A 17,034-nucleotide genomic window follows, 5' to 3' on the forward strand; every position below is an offset into this window, starting at 1 on the left:
GCCCCATTGTGCCGCCCCGCGCGCGGGCGGCGGGGCGGCGATGTTAAACGTCTACGCCCCGTAGAACTGGGTGATGCCGCCCGAACGCGTTAGTCTAGGCGAGGCGTCAAGCGCCGCGGAGGCCTCTTGGTCTTCGGTAGGAATCGGCGGGCTGGGTCAAAGCCCGTGCGTTCCGAGTCAGACACGACTTCGACGTAGAAGGACACACCCCGTGGACCTGTATGAGTACCAGGCGCGCGATCTGTTCGAGAAGCACGGCGTCCCCGTGCTTGCCGGCATCGTTGCGTACACCCCAGAAGAAGCCAAGGCCGCTGCCGAGAAGATCGGCGGCGTGGTCGTAGTCAAGGCTCAGGTCAAGGTCGGCGGCCGTGGAAAGGCCGGCGGCGTGAAGGTTGCCAAGAACGCCGACGAGGCCTTCGGCTACGCGTCCGACATCCTCGGCATGGATATCAAGGGCCACACGGTCAACAAGGTCATGATCGCGCAGGGCGCGGACATCGCTGAGGAGTTCTACTTCTCCGTGCTGCTGGACCGCGCGAACCGCAACTACCTGGCGATGTGCTCGGTCGAGGGCGGCGTGGAGATCGAACAGCTCGCGGTCGAGCGCCCCGAGGCCCTGGCCAAGGTCGCCGTCGACCCGCTGGTCGGCATCGACGCGGCGAAGGCCGACGAGATCGTCGCCGAGGCCAACTTCCCCGAAGAGCTGCGCGCCGCGGTCTCCCAGACCATCCAGACGCTGTGGACGGTCTTCAAGGACGAGGACGCGACACTCGTCGAGGTCAACCCGCTCGTGAAGACCGGCGCGGGCGAGATCATCGCCCTCGACGGCAAGGTCTCCCTCGACGAGAACGCCTCCGAGGTCCGCCACCCGGACCACGAGGAGCTCGAGGACAAGGGTGCCGCAGATCCGCTCGAAGCCAAGGCCAAGGAAGCCGGCCTGAACTACGTGAAGCTCGACGGCGAAGTCGGCATCATCGGCAACGGCGCGGGTCTCGTCATGTCCACGCTGGACGTCGTCGCCTACGCGGGCGAGAACCACAACGGCGTGAAGCCGGCCAACTTCCTCGACATCGGCGGCGGAGCCTCCGCCGAGGTCATGGCCAACGGCCTGGACGTCATCCTGAACGACCCGCAGGTCAAGAGCGTCTTCGTGAACGTCTTCGGCGGCATCACCGCGTGCGACGCGGTCGCCGACGGCATCGTGAAGGCCCTCGATATCCTGGGCGAGAAGGCCACCAAGCCGCTCGTGGTCCGCCTGGACGGCAACAACGTGGACGAGGGCCGCCGCATCCTCTCGGATGCCAACCACCCGCTCGTCACGCTTGCCACCACCATGGACGAGGGGGCCGACAAGGCCGCCGAGCTGGCGAACGCCTAAGGACGGGGAACACTAAAATGTCTATCTTCATCAACAAGGACTCCAAGGTCATCGTCCAGGGCATCACCGGCGGCGAGGGCTCGAAGCACACCGCGCGCATGCTGCACGCCGGCACCAATGTCGTCGGCGGCGTGAACGCCCGCAAGGCCGGCACCACGGTTTCGCACACGGCTCAGAACGGCTCCGCCGTCGAGCTGCCGGTCTTCGGCACCGTCGCCGAGGCCATCAAGGAGACCGGCGCCGACGTGTCGATCGTCTTCGTGCCGCCGAAGTTCACCAAGGACGCCGTCGTCGAGGCCATCGAGGCCGAGATCGGCCTCGTCGTGGTCATCACCGAGGGCGTGCCCGTGCAGGACGCCGCCGAGTTCTGGGCCCTGGCCCAGTCCAAGGTCGACGCCGACGGCAACCAGATCACCCGCATCATCGGCCCGAACTGCCCCGGCATCATCACCCCGGGCGAGTCGCTGGTCGGCATCACCCCCGCGAACATCACGGGCAAGGGCGGCGTGGGCCTCGTGTCCAAGTCGGGCACCCTGACCTACCAGATGATGTACGAGCTGCGCGACCTGGGCTTCTCCACCGCCATCGGCATCGGCGGCGACCCGGTCATCGGCACCACGCACATCGACGCCCTGGCCGCGTTCGAGGCCGACCCGGAGACCCGCGCGATCGTCATGATCGGCGAAATCGGCGGCGACGCCGAGGAGCGCGCGGCCGAGTACATCAAGGCCAACGTCACGAAGCCGGTCGTCGGCTACGTGGCCGGCTTCACTGCCCCGGAGGGCAAGACCATGGGCCACGCAGGCGCCATCGTCTCCGGCTCCTCTGGAACGGCCGAGGCCAAGAAGGAGGCCCTCGAGGCCGCCGGTGTGAAGGTCGGCAAGACGCCGTCCGAGACCGCGCACCTCCTGCGCGAGGTGTACCCGGTGCAGGAGCCGGCCTCCTCGCTCTAAGCCCCGCCCGCGGGGCCGCGCATACGGCCCCGCGTGTTGCAGAACGACGGCGGCCGCTCGCCTTGGAGGCGAGCGGCCGCCGTCGTTCTCTTTCATCACCCGCCGTGACCTGCGCGTGTAGGGTGTCACTTGGGAGGAAGCAGATGGCCGCCACATTGCGCGATGTAGCTCGGCGCGCGGGAGTATCGATCAAGACGGTCTCCAATGTCGTGCACGAACGCGAGTACGTCCGGGACACGACGCGTGCGGTGGTCCGCGCCGCCATCGACGAACTCGGCTACCAGCCGAACCTCTCGGCACGCAGCCTGCGCAGCGGCCGCACGGGCGTCATCGGGCTCGCCGTGCCCGAGGTGAAACTTCCCTACTTCGCCGAGTTGGCCGACTCCGTGATCGCCGCCGCCAAGGCGCGCGGCCTGACGGTCCTCATCGAGCAGACCGGCGCCGACCTCGACACCGAGCGGGAGTTGTTGCGCAGCCCGCGCCTGCAGCTGACCGACGGTCTCATCTTCAGCCCGCTGGCGATGTCCCAAACGGACGTGGGGCTGCTCGCAGTCGACTACCCGCTGGTGATCCTCGGCGAGCGGATCTTCGACACGCCGTGCGACCACGTGGCGATGGACAACCTCGCCGCCGCGCGGGCCGCGACCGAGCACCTCATCGCGGCCGGATGCCGCCGGATCGCCGCCGTTGGCGCGCACGCCGGGGAAGATCTCGGGTCGGCCGCCCTCCGTCTTCGCGGATACCGCGCTGCGCTCGAGGCCGCGGGAATCGCGTACGACGAGCGCCTCGTCGGCTATGTCGGACTCTGGCACCGCCACGACGGCGCGGCTGCGATGTCCGAGCTGCTCGAGCGCGACCTCGGCATCGACGGGGTCTTCGGGATGAACGACACGCTCGCCCTCGGGGCCCTGCGCGCGCTCGGCGAGGCTGGGCACCGGGTCCCGGAGGACGTCAAGCTTATCGGGTTCGACGGCCTCGACGAGACCCGCTACGCGTCGCCATCGCTGTCGACGATCGATCCCGGACGGGTCGAGATCGCGCGGACCGCCGTGCGCGTGCTGCACGAGCGCATCGACGAGCGGGTCTCGGGCGCCAAGCGCGCGCCGTCCGTCCGCTACACGACCGACTATGAGCTCATCGAGCGGGAGTCCACTCGCGGCTCCGGCATTCGACTGTGAGCTAAGCCACGGCATTTGCTTGACGCGCGTCACATCCGGTGGCATCATTTACAACGTTGGAAACAGGTTCCAACGTTGTAAGTTTTGATTTTGTACACCTCCGCTGTGGTGCTGCCTTCGCAACCCTGCCGTGGAAACAGGAAGGAGCAACGCGTATGACGAGGAAGTCGACGCGAGCCGTGGGCCTAGTGGCCTCATTGGCGGTAGCCGCGGGCGCACTCGCCGGATGCGGCCAGAGTGGTGACCCGGATTCGCTGACCTTCATGTTCCGTGGCAGCCCCGACGAGGAGGCAGCCTACACGGAGGCGATTGAGGCATTCGAAGCCGAATCCGGCATCGAGGTCGACATGATCATGACGACGGCGGACGAGTACGCGACCAAGCTGCGCGCCGCCATCGTTGGCGGCCAGATTCCGGATGTGTTCTATTTCGACCCCGGGAGTGTGGAAAGCTACGCCAACGCCGGCGTCATCCAGGAGATCACCCACTACATCGAGGCCTCCGACGTCGTCGATCTCGACAATATGTGGGACTACGGCGTCGACTCGTACCGGTACGACGGCGAGCAGCTCGGCCGCGGTCCGCTGTACGCGCTGCCGAAGGATGTCGGCCCTTTCTCCTTCGGCTACAACGCCACGATGCTCGAGGAAGCCGGCATCGAGCTCCCGGACCCCGACGAGCCGTACACGTGGGAGGAGTGGCTCGAGATCCTTGAAGAAGTCACGCAGGACACCGACGGCGACGGCAAGACCGACCAGTGGGGGACCGGCCTGAACGTCACGTGGAATCTGCAGGCCTTCGCATGGTCGAACGGCGGCGAATGGCTCAACGAGGACGCCACGCAGGTCACCGTCGACACCCCCGAATTCGCCGAGGCTCTGCAGTACTTCTCCGATCTCGACACCGAGTACGGCGTCACCCCGTCGATCGCCGAGGCCCAGACCCTCGACACCTACCAGCGCTGGATGCAGGGACAGATCGCGTTCTTCCCGATCGCGCCGTGGGACATCCCCGTCTACCAGGACCTGGACTTCGAATGGGACCTGATGCCCTACCCCGTAGGTCGCACGGGTGAGCCGGCGTCGTGGATCGGAACGCTCGGCATCGGCGTCTCCGCGGCCACCGCGAACCCGCAGGCCGCCGCCGACCTCGTCGCGCACCTCTCGGCCGACCCGGACACCCAGCGCAGCCTGGCCGAGGCGGGTGTGCAGATCCCGAACCTGATCGACATGGCGCACGAATTCGCCGCGGACGACTCCACGCCACCAGTGAACAAGCAGGAGTTCCTCGACGTGATCGAGGACTACGGCCGGGCGCTGCCGCCGACCTACACCTACAACCCGCAGTGGTACGACGAACTCTACACCAACATCCAGCCGGTCCTGGAAGGACGGAAAACGGCAGCCGACTACCTCGCGGAGGCGCAGCCGAGGATGCAGGCCTTCCTCGACATGGCCAACGACCAGTCCGAGATGAGCCGAGGCACCAAATGACGATCCTGGAAAAGGCCGCGCCCCCGGCCCCCGACAGCTCCCGCCCGCCGCAGCGGGTGAGCACGCTGCACCGGCGCGAGCACCGCACCGCGGCGCTCTTCGTCGCCCTGCCGGTCCTCGGCTTCGTCGTCTTCGTGGCCTACCCGATCCTGTTCGCGATCGTCACATCGTTCACGAACTGGAACGGCATCACGGCCCCGGTGGCCAACGGCGTCGACAACTACGTGCGGATGTTCACCGACCAGTACTTCTGGAAGTCGCTCGGCAACACCGTCTTCATGATGCTGGCCATCCCGGTCGGGCTGCTCCTGTCGCTGCTCCTGGCGCTGGCGATGAATCGCAAGATGGCCGGGACGACCTTCTTCAGGACCATCTACTACATCCCGGTGATCTCCTCGATCGCCGCCATCGCCATCCTGTGGCAGTGGGCCTACAACGGCGACTTCGGGCTGGTCAACCAGGCCCTGGGTTATGTCGGCATCGACGGCCCCAACTGGCTGCAGAACCCGGCGACGGCCAAGCCGGCCATCATGATTATGGCGATTTGGAAGGGGCTCGGTTTCTCGATGCTGCTCTACCTGGCGGCCCTGCAGTCCGTGCCGCGCCAGCTCTACGAGGCGGCGGCACTCGACGGTGCGTCCGCGATCCAGCAGTTCTGGGCCATCACCGTCCCGATGCTGCGGCCGGTGACCTTCTTCCTGGTGGTCACCAACATCATCGGCGGCGCCCAGATCTTCGTCGAGATCAACATCATGACCCCGGACGGCGGACCCGAATACTCGACCGCGACCCTCGTCTGGTACATCTGGCGCCAGGCCTTCGACTACCTCAACATGGGGTACGCGACCGCGATGTCGCTCGTCCTCGGCATCCTGGTGCTCGCCGTGACCGCACTCCAGTTCGCCCTGAACCGGCGCAACCACTTCTCGATCGACTGAGGCGATTTCGATGACGACACTTGCCCCGCAACCCACCGAGTCCAAGCCGAGTGCGGTCAGCTCGCGCAACCAGAAGCTGATCCCGTCCCGCCCGCGCTCCGCCGGGTACCGGATGGGGAACTGGATCGTCGGGCTGGTCCTCTCGCTCGGCGGCATCACGATGATCGCCCCGCTTATCTGGATGTTCTCGACCTCCCTGAAGACCCGCGAAGCGGTGTTCTCCCTGCCGCCGCAGTGGATCCCGGACCCGGCCCAGTGGGACAACTACCTTCGGGTCTGGGACGCCGGCCCGCTGCTGACGGGTATCACCAACAGTGCGATCGTCGCCGTGAGCGTCACGGTCGTCGGCGGCGCGGCGTCGGCCCTGGCGGCCTACGCGTTCGCCAAGATGCGCCTGCCCTACAAGGGCGTCATCTTCCTCGGCCTGCTCACGGCGATCATGGTCCCGTTCCCGACGCTGATGATCCCGCAGTTCCAGATCTTCGCCACGGCCGGGCTCGTCGACACCCTCTGGCCGCTGATCCTGCCGGCGATCTTCGGCAACATCGTCATGGTGTTCTTCCTGCGTCAGTACCTCGACTCGGTGCCGGACTCGATCATCGAGGCCGCCAAGATCGACGGCGCCACGCACCTGCAGATCTTCTGGCGACTCATCTTCCCGATCATCCGTCCGGCCATCGCTGCGCAGTTCATCTTGTGGTTCATGGCCGTCTGGAACGACTACCTGGCCCCGATTATCTACCTGAACTCGCCCGAGGTGCAGACACTGCAGCTGGTCATCGCCCGGTTCAACGCGACGTATGCGAGCCAGACGGACTACCCGCTGATCATGGCCGCCTCGTGCATCGCGCTCGTGCCCGTGCTGACCGTCTTCGTGATCTTCCAGCGGCAGATCATCGAGTCCATCGCCCTCACCGGGAGCAAGGGATGAGCGAGACCGAACCCCTCGGATGGGCCGGCCGGGTCATGGTCGTTCTCGGCCTGCTGGCGAGGCTGCTCGCGGTCCAGGCGCTCTGGGTCCTCGGCGCCTGCGCCGGACTCCTGGTCCTCGGCGCGGCCCCGGCGACGATCGCGGCCCTGCGCTGCCTCGACCCCGAGGACGACGCCGGCCTCTGGCGCAGTTTCTGGCGCCACTACCGCCGCGTGCTCGTCTCGGCCCAGCCGGTCCTGCTGCCGTTCGGCGCCGGTGTCGCGTGCGCGCTGTTCAACCTGCTCGTCGTGGTGCCCGAGGTCCCGGGTGCGGCCGGCGCGGTGCTGCTCGTCGTCTCGACGGTCGCCGTCGCGGCCGCCGCCGCGGGCGGGATCTTCGCCGCCGTCTACGCGGCGTCCGTCCCGGGCGCCCGCCCGGGTGAATCGGCGCGCTTCGGCCTGCTCGGTCCGTGGCTCGCCCCCGGCCGCGCCGCCGCCTGCGTCGGCGCGGGCCTCGCGGCCCTCGCGATGACGACGACGGCGGCCGCACCCATCGCGATCCTCTTCGGCATCGCGGTGCCCCTTCTCGTGGCCCGGGCCATGGTCGGCGTCGTCGTCGACCGAATCCCCGGAGTCGGCGCGCTGGCCGCGCGCCCCACCTGACAACCAGACAACAAAGAAAAGGAACACATGCCCTCCGCATCCATCACGATCGACTCCAATGCCGCCGTTGCAGAGATCGACCGCCGCATCTTCGGCGCGTTCGTCGAGCACCTCGGCCGCTGCGTCTACGACGGGATCTACGAGCCCGGCCACGAGCAGGCCGACGAGAACGGATTCCGCCGGGACGTGACCGCCCTCGTCAAGGAGCTGGGCGCGACGACGATCCGCTACCCCGGCGGCAACTTCGTCTCCGGTTACCGCTGGGAGGACGGGGTGGGACCCCGCGATAAGCGTCCGGTCCGCCGCGATCTCGCGTGGCACTCGCTCGAGAACAACCAGGTGGGCCTCAACGAGTTCGCCACGTGGCTCAAGGAGGTCGACTCCGAGCTCATGCTGGCCGTGAACCTCGGCACCCGCGGCATTCTCGAAGCCCTCGACCTGCTCGAATACACCAACCACCCCTCGGGTACCGCGCTGTCCGACCTTCGCGCCAAGCACGGCTACCCCGAGCCGTGGGGCGTGAAGATGTGGTGCCTCGGCAACGAGATGGACGGCCCATGGCAGACCGGCTACATGACCGCCGATGACTACGGAAAGCTCGCCGCACGCACCGGCCAGGCCATGAAAGCCGCGGAGAAGGACCTCGAACTGGTCATCTGCGGATCCTCCGGCTCGGCGATGCCGACCTTCGGCGAGTGGGAGCGGACCGTCCTCGAGCACGCCTACGAGCACGTTGACTACATCTCCTGCCACGCCTACTACCAGGAGCGCGGCGGCGATCTGGACTCCTACCTGGCCTCCGCGGCCGACATGCGCTACTTCATCGAGACCGTCGTGGCGACGGCCGACCACGTCAAGCACCGTCGCAAGTCCGACAAGACCATCATGCTCTCCTTTGACGAGTGGAACATCTGGTACCTGGACGAGCACCACGAATCGGACGAGGTCAACGACGAGTGGCGCATCGCGCCGCGCCAACTCGAGGACGTGTACTCCGTGGCGGACGCCGTCGTCTTCGGCAGCCTGCTGATGACACTGCTCGAAAACCACGACCGCGTGCGCTCGGCCTCGCTCGCGCAGCTCGTGAACGTCATCGCCCCGATCATGACCGAGCCGGGCGGCGCCGCGTGGAGGCAGACCACGTTCTTCCCGTTCTCGGTCACGTCCCGTCTCGCCTGCGGCCGCGTGCTGCGGCCGCAGGTCACGACCGCCTCGGTGACGAGCAAGGTCCACGGCGAGAACGCCGTCGTCGACTGCGTCGCCACCGCCGGTGACGAGAACGCGGCCGTGTTCCTGTTCAACCGGGGCCGTGAGGCCGTGGACGTGACGATCGACGTCGCCTCGCTGGGGCGCGAGCGCATCGACGAGGCCGTGACCCTGTGGGACGAGGACGTGTACGCCAAGAACACCAAGGACGACCCGGAACGCGTGGGGCTCAAGCCGCTCGACGCCACTCTGGCGGAGGGCCGGCTGACCGTGCGCCTCGAGCCGGTCTCGTGGTCCGCACTGAACCTGGCATGAGCGCGGCACCGACCCCGTCCGCGGGCACCGTAGAACTGAGTGGGGACCTGCGCGTGCACGACCCGGCGCTCGCCGTGACGGATGACGGATGGTTCGTCTACTGCACGGGCGGCGACGGGGTCGGCGACGGGTGCCTGCAAGTGCGGCGCTCGCGCGACGGGGTCGCGTGGGAGTTCGCAGGCACCGTCTGGGACGCCAAGCCAGCCTGGTTGGCGCAGGCCGTCCCGGGCGTGGCCAACCTGTGGGCACCCGAGCTCGTCGAACACGACGGGACCTGGTACCTCTACTACGCGGCCTCGACGTTCGGCAGCAACCGTTCGGTCATCGCCCTCGCGACGAACACGACCCTGGACCCCGGCGCACCCGGCTACGAGTGGGTCGACCGCGGGCCCGTCATCGCCAGCGGCGAGGACGACGACTTCAACGCGATCGACCCCGGCGTGGTCGTCGATGCAGACGGGACGCCGTGGATGAGCTTCGGCTCCTTCTGGTCCGGCATCCGGATGGTGCCCCTGGCGTGGCCGCAGGGGTTCATCGCGCCCGACTGGTCGGGCGCGCCGCTGCGGCTCGCGAATCGGGAGCTGGTGCCGAACGCGATCGAAGCACCCTACGTGCTGCGGCACGAGGGGGCGTACTACCTCTTCGTCTCGCAGGACTTCTGCTGCCGCGGGGTCGACTCGACCTACCGCATCGCCGTCGGCCGCGCCGACTCGGTCGACGGTCCCTACCTGGATCGGTACGGCGTCGAGCTGCTTGCCGGAGGCGGCACCGTGCTCCTGGAGACCGACGGTGCCCGGATCGGCCCGGGCGGGCAGTCGATCTCGGCGGCCCACCTCGCGTTCCACTACTACGACGGGAACGACGACGGCCGGTTCCGCCTCGAGATCCTGCCCCTGGCGTGGCAGGACGGCTGGCCCGCCGTGCAGTGGAAGGAATCCGCGTGAGGCCGGCCCCCGGCCCGGTTGCCCCCGGCGCGGCGGCGAGCGTGTGGGCGCGGCCGGCCGCCGGCGTCGTGCTCGATCCCGGCGGCTGGCTGGGAGCCTGGGAGCGGACCAACCGCGAGGCCACGATCGACCACTGCATCGCCCAGCTCGCGGAGCGCGGCGCGCTGGACAACCTGCGCCGCCTCACCGGTGAGCACGACGGACCTCGGGTCGGATTCATGTTCTCCGATTCCGACGTCTACAAGGTGCTCGAGGCCGCCGGCTGGGAGACCCAGCGCGCGCTCGAGGCGGGGGAGGGGCCCGGCGAGACGCTGGCGGAGTTCGTGCCGGACGCCGTCGACCTGCTCTCGCGCGCTCAGCAGGACGACGGGTACCTGAATTCCTTCGCCGGTGCCGACGGCCGAGCACGCTGGTCGAACCTGCGCTGGGACCACGAGCTGTACTGCCTCGGACACCTGCTGCAGGCTGCGGTCGCATGGCACCGGGTCCCTGCGGGGGACCTCGCCGCGCCGCTGGCCCGGGCGCGCGAACGGCTGCTCGGCGTCGCACGCCGTTTCGCCGATCACGTCCTGGCCCGCTGGCGGGCCGGGGAGCCCGTGCTGTGCGGCCACCCGGAGATCGAGACGGCCCTCGTCGAGTTCCATCGGGCCACCGGCGTTCGCGCGTACCTAGACCTCGCCGTCGCGATGATCGACGCCCGCGGACACGGCACGCTCGGCCCCGACGCGTTCGGGCCCGCGTACTTCCAGGACCATATGCCGGTCCGGGACGCCCGGGATGCGGAGGGGCACGCCGTGCGCCAGCTGTACCTGCTCGCCGGCGTCGTCGATGCGGCGGCGGAGACGGGAGACGCGGGCCTGCTCTCGGCCGCCGAGAGGCTTTGGCGCAGCGCTCACGCGGCCAAGATGCACGTGACCGGGGGCATGGGGTCCCGGCACCGGGACGAGGCCTACGGAGACGACTACGAGCTGCCGCCAGACCGCGGCTACGCGGAGACGTGCGCTGCGGTCGCCGACTTCATGCTCAGCCACCGGCTGCTGCTCGCGACGGGCGACGCCGGCTACGGCCGGGCCATGGATCGGACCCTCTACAACGCCCTCGCGGCCGCCGTCGACGGAACCGGCACTCGGTTCTTCTACTCGTGTCCGTTGCAGATGCGCACCGACCGGGCCGGAGCGCACGAACAGGCACCGGCCGAGCGCGCGCCGTGGTACGAGTGCGCGTGCTGCCCGCCGAACCTGGCCCGGCTGCTTGCATCGATGCGGCACGCGGTCGCCGCCAGCACCGACGACGGCCTCGCCGTGCTGCTGCCGGTCTCCGCTCGGATCCCATCGAACGGGGCCGAGATCGTGGTGGAATCCGCGCTGCCCTACGGCGGCGCCGTGCAGCTGAGCTCGCGCGACCGCGAGTCCGGAGCGCCCGAAGCGTGCGGGGAGCGGGTGCGAATCCGCCTGCCCGAGGGGGCCGACCTCGAGACGGTGGCCGGTGCCGAGGCACATGTCGACGCCGGCTGGCTCGTGGTCGAACCCGGCTGGAGCAGTGTCCGGATCGACCTGCGGATGGGAGCAATGGTGCGCCGCGCCCACCACCGGGCTGACGCGCTGCGTGGGCACCGGGTCGTCACCCGGGGTCCTGTCGTGTACGCGCTTGAAGGGGTCGACGTGCCGGCGGATGTGCGACTCGAGGACGTGCGCCTGGCGCAGGGAAGCGCCGCACCCCGGGTCGACGGCGAGATCCTCGGCGCGCCGGCCGTCGTCGTGAGCCTCGCGTCCGACGAGGCGGGGGCGCGCGGCCCCGAGCAGCTGTACCCGGTGGCGGGAGCGGACGGGCTCGATGCCCCGAGCGGGGCGGAGGCGGCCGGATTTACGGCCCGCCTGGTGCCGTTCGGGCTCTGGGGGCGCCGAGGTACGGGCGCGATGCGCGTCTGGATCCCGGCGGGGGACTGATCGGTCCCCGCGAGTGCACCGCACACCCGCGGGGACCGACGTTCAGCGGTTCGTCGCGCCGCTGCCGGCCGTCTCGTCGGCCTCGTCCTCGGGCACGCCGCGTCCGGCCAGCCGCTCCGTCCATGCGGTCATGACCTCGGCGGAGGTCGGGCGCGTGAGCAGGCTGACGACGAGATAGACGGCGGCGGACGCGGCGAGGCCGAAGTAGATCGGCTCGTTCGCGTAGACACCGCCGAACCGCTCCTCGGAGCGGATCTCGAGGATGATGATGGTCGCGATCGTGACGATCGTTCCGGCGGCCATGGAGGCGGCCGCTCCGATGCCGTTGCCGCGGCGGAACGTCAGCCCGCCGATGATCGGGATCAGCAGTCCGCCGACGAGGATGTCGTAGGAGATCGTCAGCGCGGCGACGACGTCGTCGACGATGATCGCGAGCACCACCGTCACGACGCCGAGGGCCAGGACCCAGTAGCGGTTGCCGGTGATGTCGTGCTCGTCGACTTCGGCACCCTCGGGGCGGCGGCCGCGGCCGAACCAGCCGGCCACGAGCGGGGTCACGTCGTTGCGGGCGACGGTGGCCGCGGCGATCAGGGCGCCGGACGCCGTCGACATCATGGCCGCCACGGCCGCGGCCATGACGATGCCGCCGACGACGGCGGGCAGGACCTCGGTGGCCACCGACGCGAAGACGACGTCGTTGCCGGCTGAGGTGTCCAGATCGGGCAGGGCTGCGCGGGCCGCGAGGCCGATGGCGGCGCCGGCCACCCCGTAGAGGATGCAGTAGATGCCGGCGGAGGCGCCGCCCCAGCGGGCGATGGCCGGGGTGCGGGCGGTGAACACGCGCTGCCAGATGTCCTGGCCGATCAGCAGTCCGAGCGTGTAGACGACGAAGTACGTGATGATGGTCTGGGTGCCGATGCCGTCCCACTGGAAGAACTCGGCGGTCAGGCGCTCGCGGGCGCCGTCGATGCCGCCGGCCGCGCCGAGCGTGAACGGCAGCATGAGGGCGAAGACGCCGATGGTCTTGATGACGAACTGCACCTGGTCGGCCAGAGTGATCGACCACATGCCGCCGATCGTCGAGTAGAGGACGACGACGCCGCCGCCGATGGCGATGCCGAGCCACTTTTCCCAGTCGAAGAGGACCACGAACACCGTCGCGTATGCGCTGGTCGACGTCGCGCAGAGCATCAGCGTGTAGGCGAGCATGACGACCGACGACGTCTGCGTCGCCTGCCGTGAGCCGTAGCGCAGGGAAAGCATCTGCGAGACCGTGTAGATCTTCAGCCGCTGAAGGCGCGGCGCGAAGAGCAGGCTCAACAGCAGCACGCCCGTGCCGATAGCGATGACGAGCCACGCGCCCGAGATGCCGTACTGGTAGCCCAGGCCGACGCCGCCGACGGTGGATGCACCGCCGAGGACGAGCGCGGCCATCGTGCCCGTGTAGACGAACGGGCCGAGGCGCCGTCCGGCCACGAGGTAATCGCTGGTGCTGCGGGTGCGGGACTTGCCCCACCAGCCGAACAGGAGCATCGCGACGAGGTAGAGCCCGACGATGCCCGAATTGATGATGTCCATGAAGATCCCTCAAGGTAAACGAATGTTTACCATAGGGTATAGTGATGCGGCTCACCGCACAATCCCCCCGTAAGGTTGTTTCGTCGGGCGTCTGACCGAAGGGCCGCCTCGATGCCGGGTCCGCACGGGCCCGTAGCCGAAGGAGTACGTTTCATGAAGGCACTGCCCGTCGAGCCGAGCAGCACCCCCGTCGCGATCGGTTCCCGCCTGCGGTCCGCCCGTCAGGTCAAGCGCATGACGATTGAGCAGCTCGCCGCGTCCACGGGGCTGACCAAGGGCTTCCTCTCGCGCGTCGAGCGCGATCTGACCTCTCCCTCCGTCGCCTCGCTCGTGACGATCTGCGAGGTGCTCTCGGTTTCCGTCGGCGAGCTGTTCGAGCGGCCGCAGACGCATCTGGTGCGCGCCGGAGAGCGGCTCGGCGTCTCGCTGGGCGGGCAGGGCATTCGCGAGCAGCTGCTGACGGCGCGCTCGGAGCGGAGAATCCAGGTCATTCGCGCGGAGATCGAGCCCCACGGCGTCGGCGAGGAGGAGATGTACTCCGTCGACTGCGAAGTCGAAGTCCTCTATGTCGAGTCCGGCGAGTTCGTCCTCAAGCTCTCGGGTGGAGACTATGCGCTGTCCGCGGGGGACACGATCACGTTCCCGGGCCGGGAGCCGCACACCTGGGTCAATCCGAGTGATGACACCGCCGTCGTGCATTGGACCCTCGTCCTTTCCGGTCGCGACTGAGGTCGACTGCGCGGGGGCGTTGACGGGGGCCTGTGATGCACCTAGCATCGTATGAGAAAACAACTGTTGACTGATGCGCAACAATCGTCGGGCTGGAGACACGGACGTCGGCCGCCCGGCGCGCGGCTGCGCTCGTCGTGAGGAGAACCCCATGGAAGAGATCCGCGTCAACGAAGGCGGCCACGTCGGCCCCATCGACTCGTCCCAGATCCCGCGCTACGCCGGCGCCGCGACCTACGCCCGCCTGCCGCGCCTGGACCAGGTCGACTCCGCCGACATCAAGATCGTCGGCGTTCCCTTCGACACCGGCGTGTCCTACCGCCCGGGTGCGCGCTTCGGAGCCACCCACGTCCGCGAGGCCTCGCGCTTGCTGCGCCCCTACAACCCCGCGATGGACGTCAGCCCGTTCGCGAACGTCCAGGTCGCCGACGCCGGCGACATGGCCGTGAACCCTTTCAACATCGACGAGGCCATCGCCACGATCGAGCGCAACGCGCTCGAACTGACCGCCGACGGCGCCTCCCTCATGACGATCGGCGGCGACCACACGATCGCCCTGCCGCTGCTTCGCGCCGCCTCGGAGCGCGCCGGCGCCCCGGTCGCCCTCCTGCACTTCGACGCGCACCTCGACACCTGGGACAGCTACTTCGGTGCCGACTACACCCACGGGACCCCGTTCCGCCGCGCCGTCGAAGAGGGCATCGTGGACACCGATGCCATCAGCCACGTCGGCACGCGCGGCCCGCTGTACGGCAAGAAGGACCTCGACGACGACGAGCGCATGGGATTCGGCATCATCACCAGCGCCGATGTCTTCCGCCGCGGAGTCGACGACGTCGTCGCGACCCTGCGCGAGCGCGTCGGCGACCGCCCGCTCTACATCTCCGTCGACATCGACGTGCTCGACCCGGCCCACGCTCCGGGCACCGGCACGCCGGAGGCCGGCGGCATGACGAGCCGCGAAATGCTCGAGATCCTGCGCGGGCTGCGCGGGCTCAACCTCGTGGGAGCCGACGTCGTCGAGGTCGCCCCGGCCTACGACCACGCCGAGCTCACGGGCGTCGCCGCGTCGCACGTCTGCTACGACCTGATCACCCTCATGTCGGACCTGCGGGCTTCCAAGGCATGAGCCGGCGTAACGGCGGCGACCTGGTCGTCGAGGCACTCGCCGGCCTCGGCGCGCGCACGGTCTTCGGGATCCCAGGCCAGCACGCGCTCGGCCTCTTCGACGCGCTCGGCCGCTCGCCGTTGCAGTTCGTTTCCTCCCGGGTGGAGAACAACGCGGCGTTTGCGGCCGACGGCTACAGCCGCGCGACGGGCGAGCCGGGGGTGCTGTTCCTCTCGACCGGTCCGGGCGCGTTGACCGCGCTGGCCGGCTTGCAGGAGGCCTACGCGACCGGGGTGCCGGTCGTCGTCGTCGCGAGCCAGGTCCCGGCCGCCGGGCTCGGCGGCACCCGCAAGGGTATGCTGCACCAGCTCGACGAGCAGACCGCGGCGGCAGCCCAGGTCACCAAGACGCAGCGCACCGTGCGCACGGCGTCGGCCATCGGGCCGGCTCTGCGCTCGGCATGGGCGGAGGCTACGGCGGCCCCGGCCGGGCCTGTCTGGGTCGAGGTCCCGCAGGACCTGCTGCTCGCAGACACGGACCTGCCGGCCACCGCGGCGGCGGCTGTCGCGCCCGTCGGCCCGCAGCCGCTCGCGCCCGAACTCGTCACCGAAGCGTCCCGGCTGCTGGCCGCGGCCCGGCGCCCGGCGATCATCGCAGGCGGCGGAGTCCGCCGCGCGGGGGCCGAAGAAGCACTCGCGGCCCTGGCTGAGAGGCTCGAAGCCGTCGTCGTCTGCAGCCCCGGCGGGCATGGCGCGTACCCGTGGGAGCACCCGCTCTCGCTTCAGTCCTGGATCGAGGACCGGCACGTCACCGACGTGCTCGAGGACGCCGACGTGCTGCTCGCGGTCGGGACCTCGCTCGGCGAAGTCACCTCGAACTATTTCACTATGGCCCCGCGTGGGCGGCTCGTACAGATCGACGCCGAGGCCCGCGTGCTCGGTTCCAACCACCCCGGCCTCGGCCTGCATGCTGATGCGAGGACTGCCCTCGAACTCCTCTCAGCCGCACTGGAGCCGCTGGACGTGGGCGCCTCCGACTGGCACGGCAAGACCGCACGGGCGCGCGTGGCGGCGACGCTGGACGCGGTGCGCGACCGGCTCGACGGGCAGGAGCTGGGCCACGAGCGCGCCTTCATGCAGGCGCTGCGCGACGGCGTCCCCGAAGACGCGCAGACGTTCTGGGACATGACGATCGCCGCCTACTGGGGCTGGTCCTGCTGGGACTCGCGCCGCGGCGGATTCCACTCCGCGCAAGGCGCCGGCGGGCTCGGCTACGGTTTCCCCGCTGCGCTCGGCGCCGCCGTCGGACTGTCCGGCACGCGGAATGCCGGGCGCGTGCTCGCAGTCTCGGGCGACGGATCGGCGATGTACTCCATCGCCGAGCTCGCGACGGCACGCCAGCACGACGCCAATGTGACCTGGGTGATCGTCGACGACGGTGGCTACGGGATCCTGCGCGAGTACATGACCGACACGTTCGGTGCGGCGACGGCGACGGAACTCGCCCGCCCGGATTTCGTGGCCCTGGCCGAGTCCTTCGGCGTGCCCGCGCGCCGCGTTGAGCCCGGGGACGTGCGCGAGGCACTCGAGCAAGCCTGGACGGCCTCGGGACCGAACGTGATCGTGGTCCCGACGTTGCTGCGGATGTTCGCTCCCACGCACCTGGCCTGACTCCGACTCCGCGGGGGACCGTGCCG

At 69.3% G+C, this 17,034-nt stretch carries 14 protein-coding genes; 13 read left to right on the top strand and 1 reads right to left on the bottom strand.

Features of this window, described 5'->3' with window-relative positions:
- The first annotated feature begins 211 nt into the window (after positions 1 to 211).
- The 10 genes from sucC to EV380_RS00840 all read left to right on the top strand — a co-directional run bounded on the left by sucC (position 212) and on the right by EV380_RS00840 (position 11,923).
- On the top strand, positions 212 to 1,378 hold the full coding sequence (sucC, locus tag EV380_RS00795; protein WP_102160892.1) for an ADP-forming succinate--CoA ligase subunit beta: 1,167 nt from the start codon (positions 212 to 214) through the stop codon (positions 1,376 to 1,378).
- Positions 1,379 to 1,395: 17 nt separating this feature from the next.
- On the top strand, positions 1,396 to 2,331 hold the full coding sequence (sucD, locus tag EV380_RS00800; protein ID WP_130448659.1) for a succinate--CoA ligase subunit alpha: 936 nt from the start codon (positions 1,396 to 1,398) through the stop codon (positions 2,329 to 2,331).
- Between the two features lie 143 nt (positions 2,332 to 2,474).
- Positions 2,475 to 3,509, top strand: a complete 1,035-nt coding sequence (locus EV380_RS00805) for a LacI family DNA-binding transcriptional regulator (RefSeq protein WP_102160896.1) — start codon at positions 2,475 to 2,477, stop codon at positions 3,507 to 3,509.
- A gap of 155 nt (positions 3,510 to 3,664) precedes the next feature.
- Positions 3,665 to 5,002 carry an ABC transporter substrate-binding protein gene (locus EV380_RS00810; protein WP_130448661.1) on the top strand — a complete coding sequence of 446 codons (1,338 nt, stop codon included), beginning with the start codon at positions 3,665 to 3,667 and terminating at the stop codon, positions 5,000 to 5,002.
- Positions 4,999 to 5,940: a carbohydrate ABC transporter permease gene (locus EV380_RS00815; RefSeq protein ID WP_102160900.1), complete on the top strand. Its 942-nt coding sequence runs from the start codon at positions 4,999 to 5,001 to the stop codon at positions 5,938 to 5,940. Before EV380_RS00810 ends, EV380_RS00815 begins: the two co-directional genes overlap by 4 nt.
- A 10-nt stretch (positions 5,941 to 5,950) precedes the next feature.
- Complete coding sequence (locus tag EV380_RS00820; protein WP_130448663.1) at positions 5,951 to 6,871, top strand: carbohydrate ABC transporter permease; 921 nt, start codon at positions 5,951 to 5,953, stop codon at positions 6,869 to 6,871.
- On the top strand, positions 6,868 to 7,512 hold the full coding sequence (locus EV380_RS00825; protein ID WP_130448665.1) for a DUF624 domain-containing protein: 645 nt from the start codon (positions 6,868 to 6,870) through the stop codon (positions 7,510 to 7,512). Before EV380_RS00820 ends, EV380_RS00825 begins: the two co-directional genes overlap by 4 nt.
- A gap of 27 nt (positions 7,513 to 7,539) precedes the next feature.
- Entirely contained in the window at positions 7,540 to 9,033 is a 1,494-nt protein-coding gene (arfA, locus tag EV380_RS00830) for an arabinosylfuranosidase ArfA (RefSeq protein WP_130448667.1), read from the top strand.
- Positions 9,030 to 9,977 carry an arabinan endo-1,5-alpha-L-arabinosidase gene (locus EV380_RS00835; RefSeq protein WP_130448669.1) on the top strand — a complete coding sequence of 316 codons (948 nt, stop codon included), beginning with the start codon at positions 9,030 to 9,032 and terminating at the stop codon, positions 9,975 to 9,977. The genes arfA and EV380_RS00835 overlap by 4 nt, the downstream gene beginning before the upstream one ends.
- A complete protein-coding gene (locus EV380_RS00840; RefSeq protein WP_165391860.1) occupies positions 9,974 to 11,923 on the top strand; it encodes a glycoside hydrolase family 127 protein in 1,950 nt (649 codons plus the stop codon). The genes EV380_RS00835 and EV380_RS00840 overlap by 4 nt, the downstream gene beginning before the upstream one ends.
- Before the next feature lie 42 nt (positions 11,924 to 11,965).
- On the opposite strand, the gene EV380_RS00845 is transcribed toward EV380_RS00840, so the two are convergent.
- On the bottom strand, positions 11,966 to 13,501 hold the full coding sequence (locus EV380_RS00845; protein WP_130448673.1) for a sodium:solute symporter family protein: 1,536 nt from the start codon (positions 13,499 to 13,501) through the stop codon (positions 11,966 to 11,968).
- Positions 13,502 to 13,654: 153 nt separating this feature from the next.
- Between EV380_RS00845 and EV380_RS00850 the strand changes: the two genes are divergently transcribed.
- The 3 genes from EV380_RS00850 to EV380_RS00860 all read left to right on the top strand — a co-directional run bounded on the left by EV380_RS00850 (position 13,655) and on the right by EV380_RS00860 (position 17,008).
- Positions 13,655 to 14,230, top strand: coding sequence for a helix-turn-helix domain-containing protein (locus EV380_RS00850; RefSeq protein WP_102160913.1), 576 nt, complete (start codon positions 13,655 to 13,657; stop codon positions 14,228 to 14,230).
- Between the two features lie 151 nt (positions 14,231 to 14,381).
- On the top strand, positions 14,382 to 15,359 hold the full coding sequence (gene speB / locus EV380_RS00855) for an agmatinase (RefSeq protein ID WP_102160916.1): 978 nt from the start codon (positions 14,382 to 14,384) through the stop codon (positions 15,357 to 15,359).
- Positions 15,356 to 17,008 (top strand): thiamine pyrophosphate-binding protein, encoded by a 1,653-nt coding sequence (locus EV380_RS00860; RefSeq protein WP_130448675.1) that lies wholly within the window; start codon positions 15,356 to 15,358, stop codon positions 17,006 to 17,008. The genes speB and EV380_RS00860 overlap by 4 nt, the downstream gene beginning before the upstream one ends.
- The last annotated feature ends 26 nt before the right edge of the window (positions 17,009 to 17,034 follow it).

Origin of the sequence: Zhihengliuella halotolerans, from assembly GCF_004217565.1 — a bacterium.
GTDB classification, from domain to species: domain Bacteria; phylum Actinomycetota; class Actinomycetes; order Actinomycetales; family Micrococcaceae; genus Zhihengliuella; species Zhihengliuella halotolerans.

Bases quoted from the DNA above. Each gene is read 5' to 3' on its own strand.
- sucD (WP_130448659.1), top strand. From the start codon at position 1,396: ATGTCTATCTTCATCAACAAGGACTCCAAGGTCATCGTCCAGGGCATC.
- EV380_RS00805 (WP_102160896.1), top strand. From the start codon at position 2,475: ATGGCCGCCACATTGCGCGATGTAGCTCGGCGCGCGGGAGTATCGATC.
- EV380_RS00810 (WP_130448661.1), top strand. From the start codon at position 3,665: ATGACGAGGAAGTCGACGCGAGCCGTGGGCCTAGTGGCCTCATTGGCG.
- EV380_RS00815 (WP_102160900.1), top strand. From the start codon at position 4,999: ATGACGATCCTGGAAAAGGCCGCGCCCCCGGCCCCCGACAGCTCCCGC.
- EV380_RS00820 (WP_130448663.1), top strand. From the start codon at position 5,951: ATGACGACACTTGCCCCGCAACCCACCGAGTCCAAGCCGAGTGCGGTC.
- EV380_RS00825 (WP_130448665.1), top strand. From the start codon at position 6,868: ATGAGCGAGACCGAACCCCTCGGATGGGCCGGCCGGGTCATGGTCGTT.
- arfA (WP_130448667.1), top strand. From the start codon at position 7,540: ATGCCCTCCGCATCCATCACGATCGACTCCAATGCCGCCGTTGCAGAG.
- EV380_RS00835 (WP_130448669.1), top strand. From the start codon at position 9,030: ATGAGCGCGGCACCGACCCCGTCCGCGGGCACCGTAGAACTGAGTGGG.
- EV380_RS00845 (WP_130448673.1), bottom strand. From the start codon at position 13,501: ATGGACATCATCAATTCGGGCATCGTCGGGCTCTACCTCGTCGCGATG.
- EV380_RS00850 (WP_102160913.1), top strand. From the start codon at position 13,655: ATGAAGGCACTGCCCGTCGAGCCGAGCAGCACCCCCGTCGCGATCGGT.
- speB (WP_102160916.1), top strand. From the start codon at position 14,382: ATGGAAGAGATCCGCGTCAACGAAGGCGGCCACGTCGGCCCCATCGAC.
- EV380_RS00860 (WP_130448675.1), top strand. From the start codon at position 15,356: ATGAGCCGGCGTAACGGCGGCGACCTGGTCGTCGAGGCACTCGCCGGC.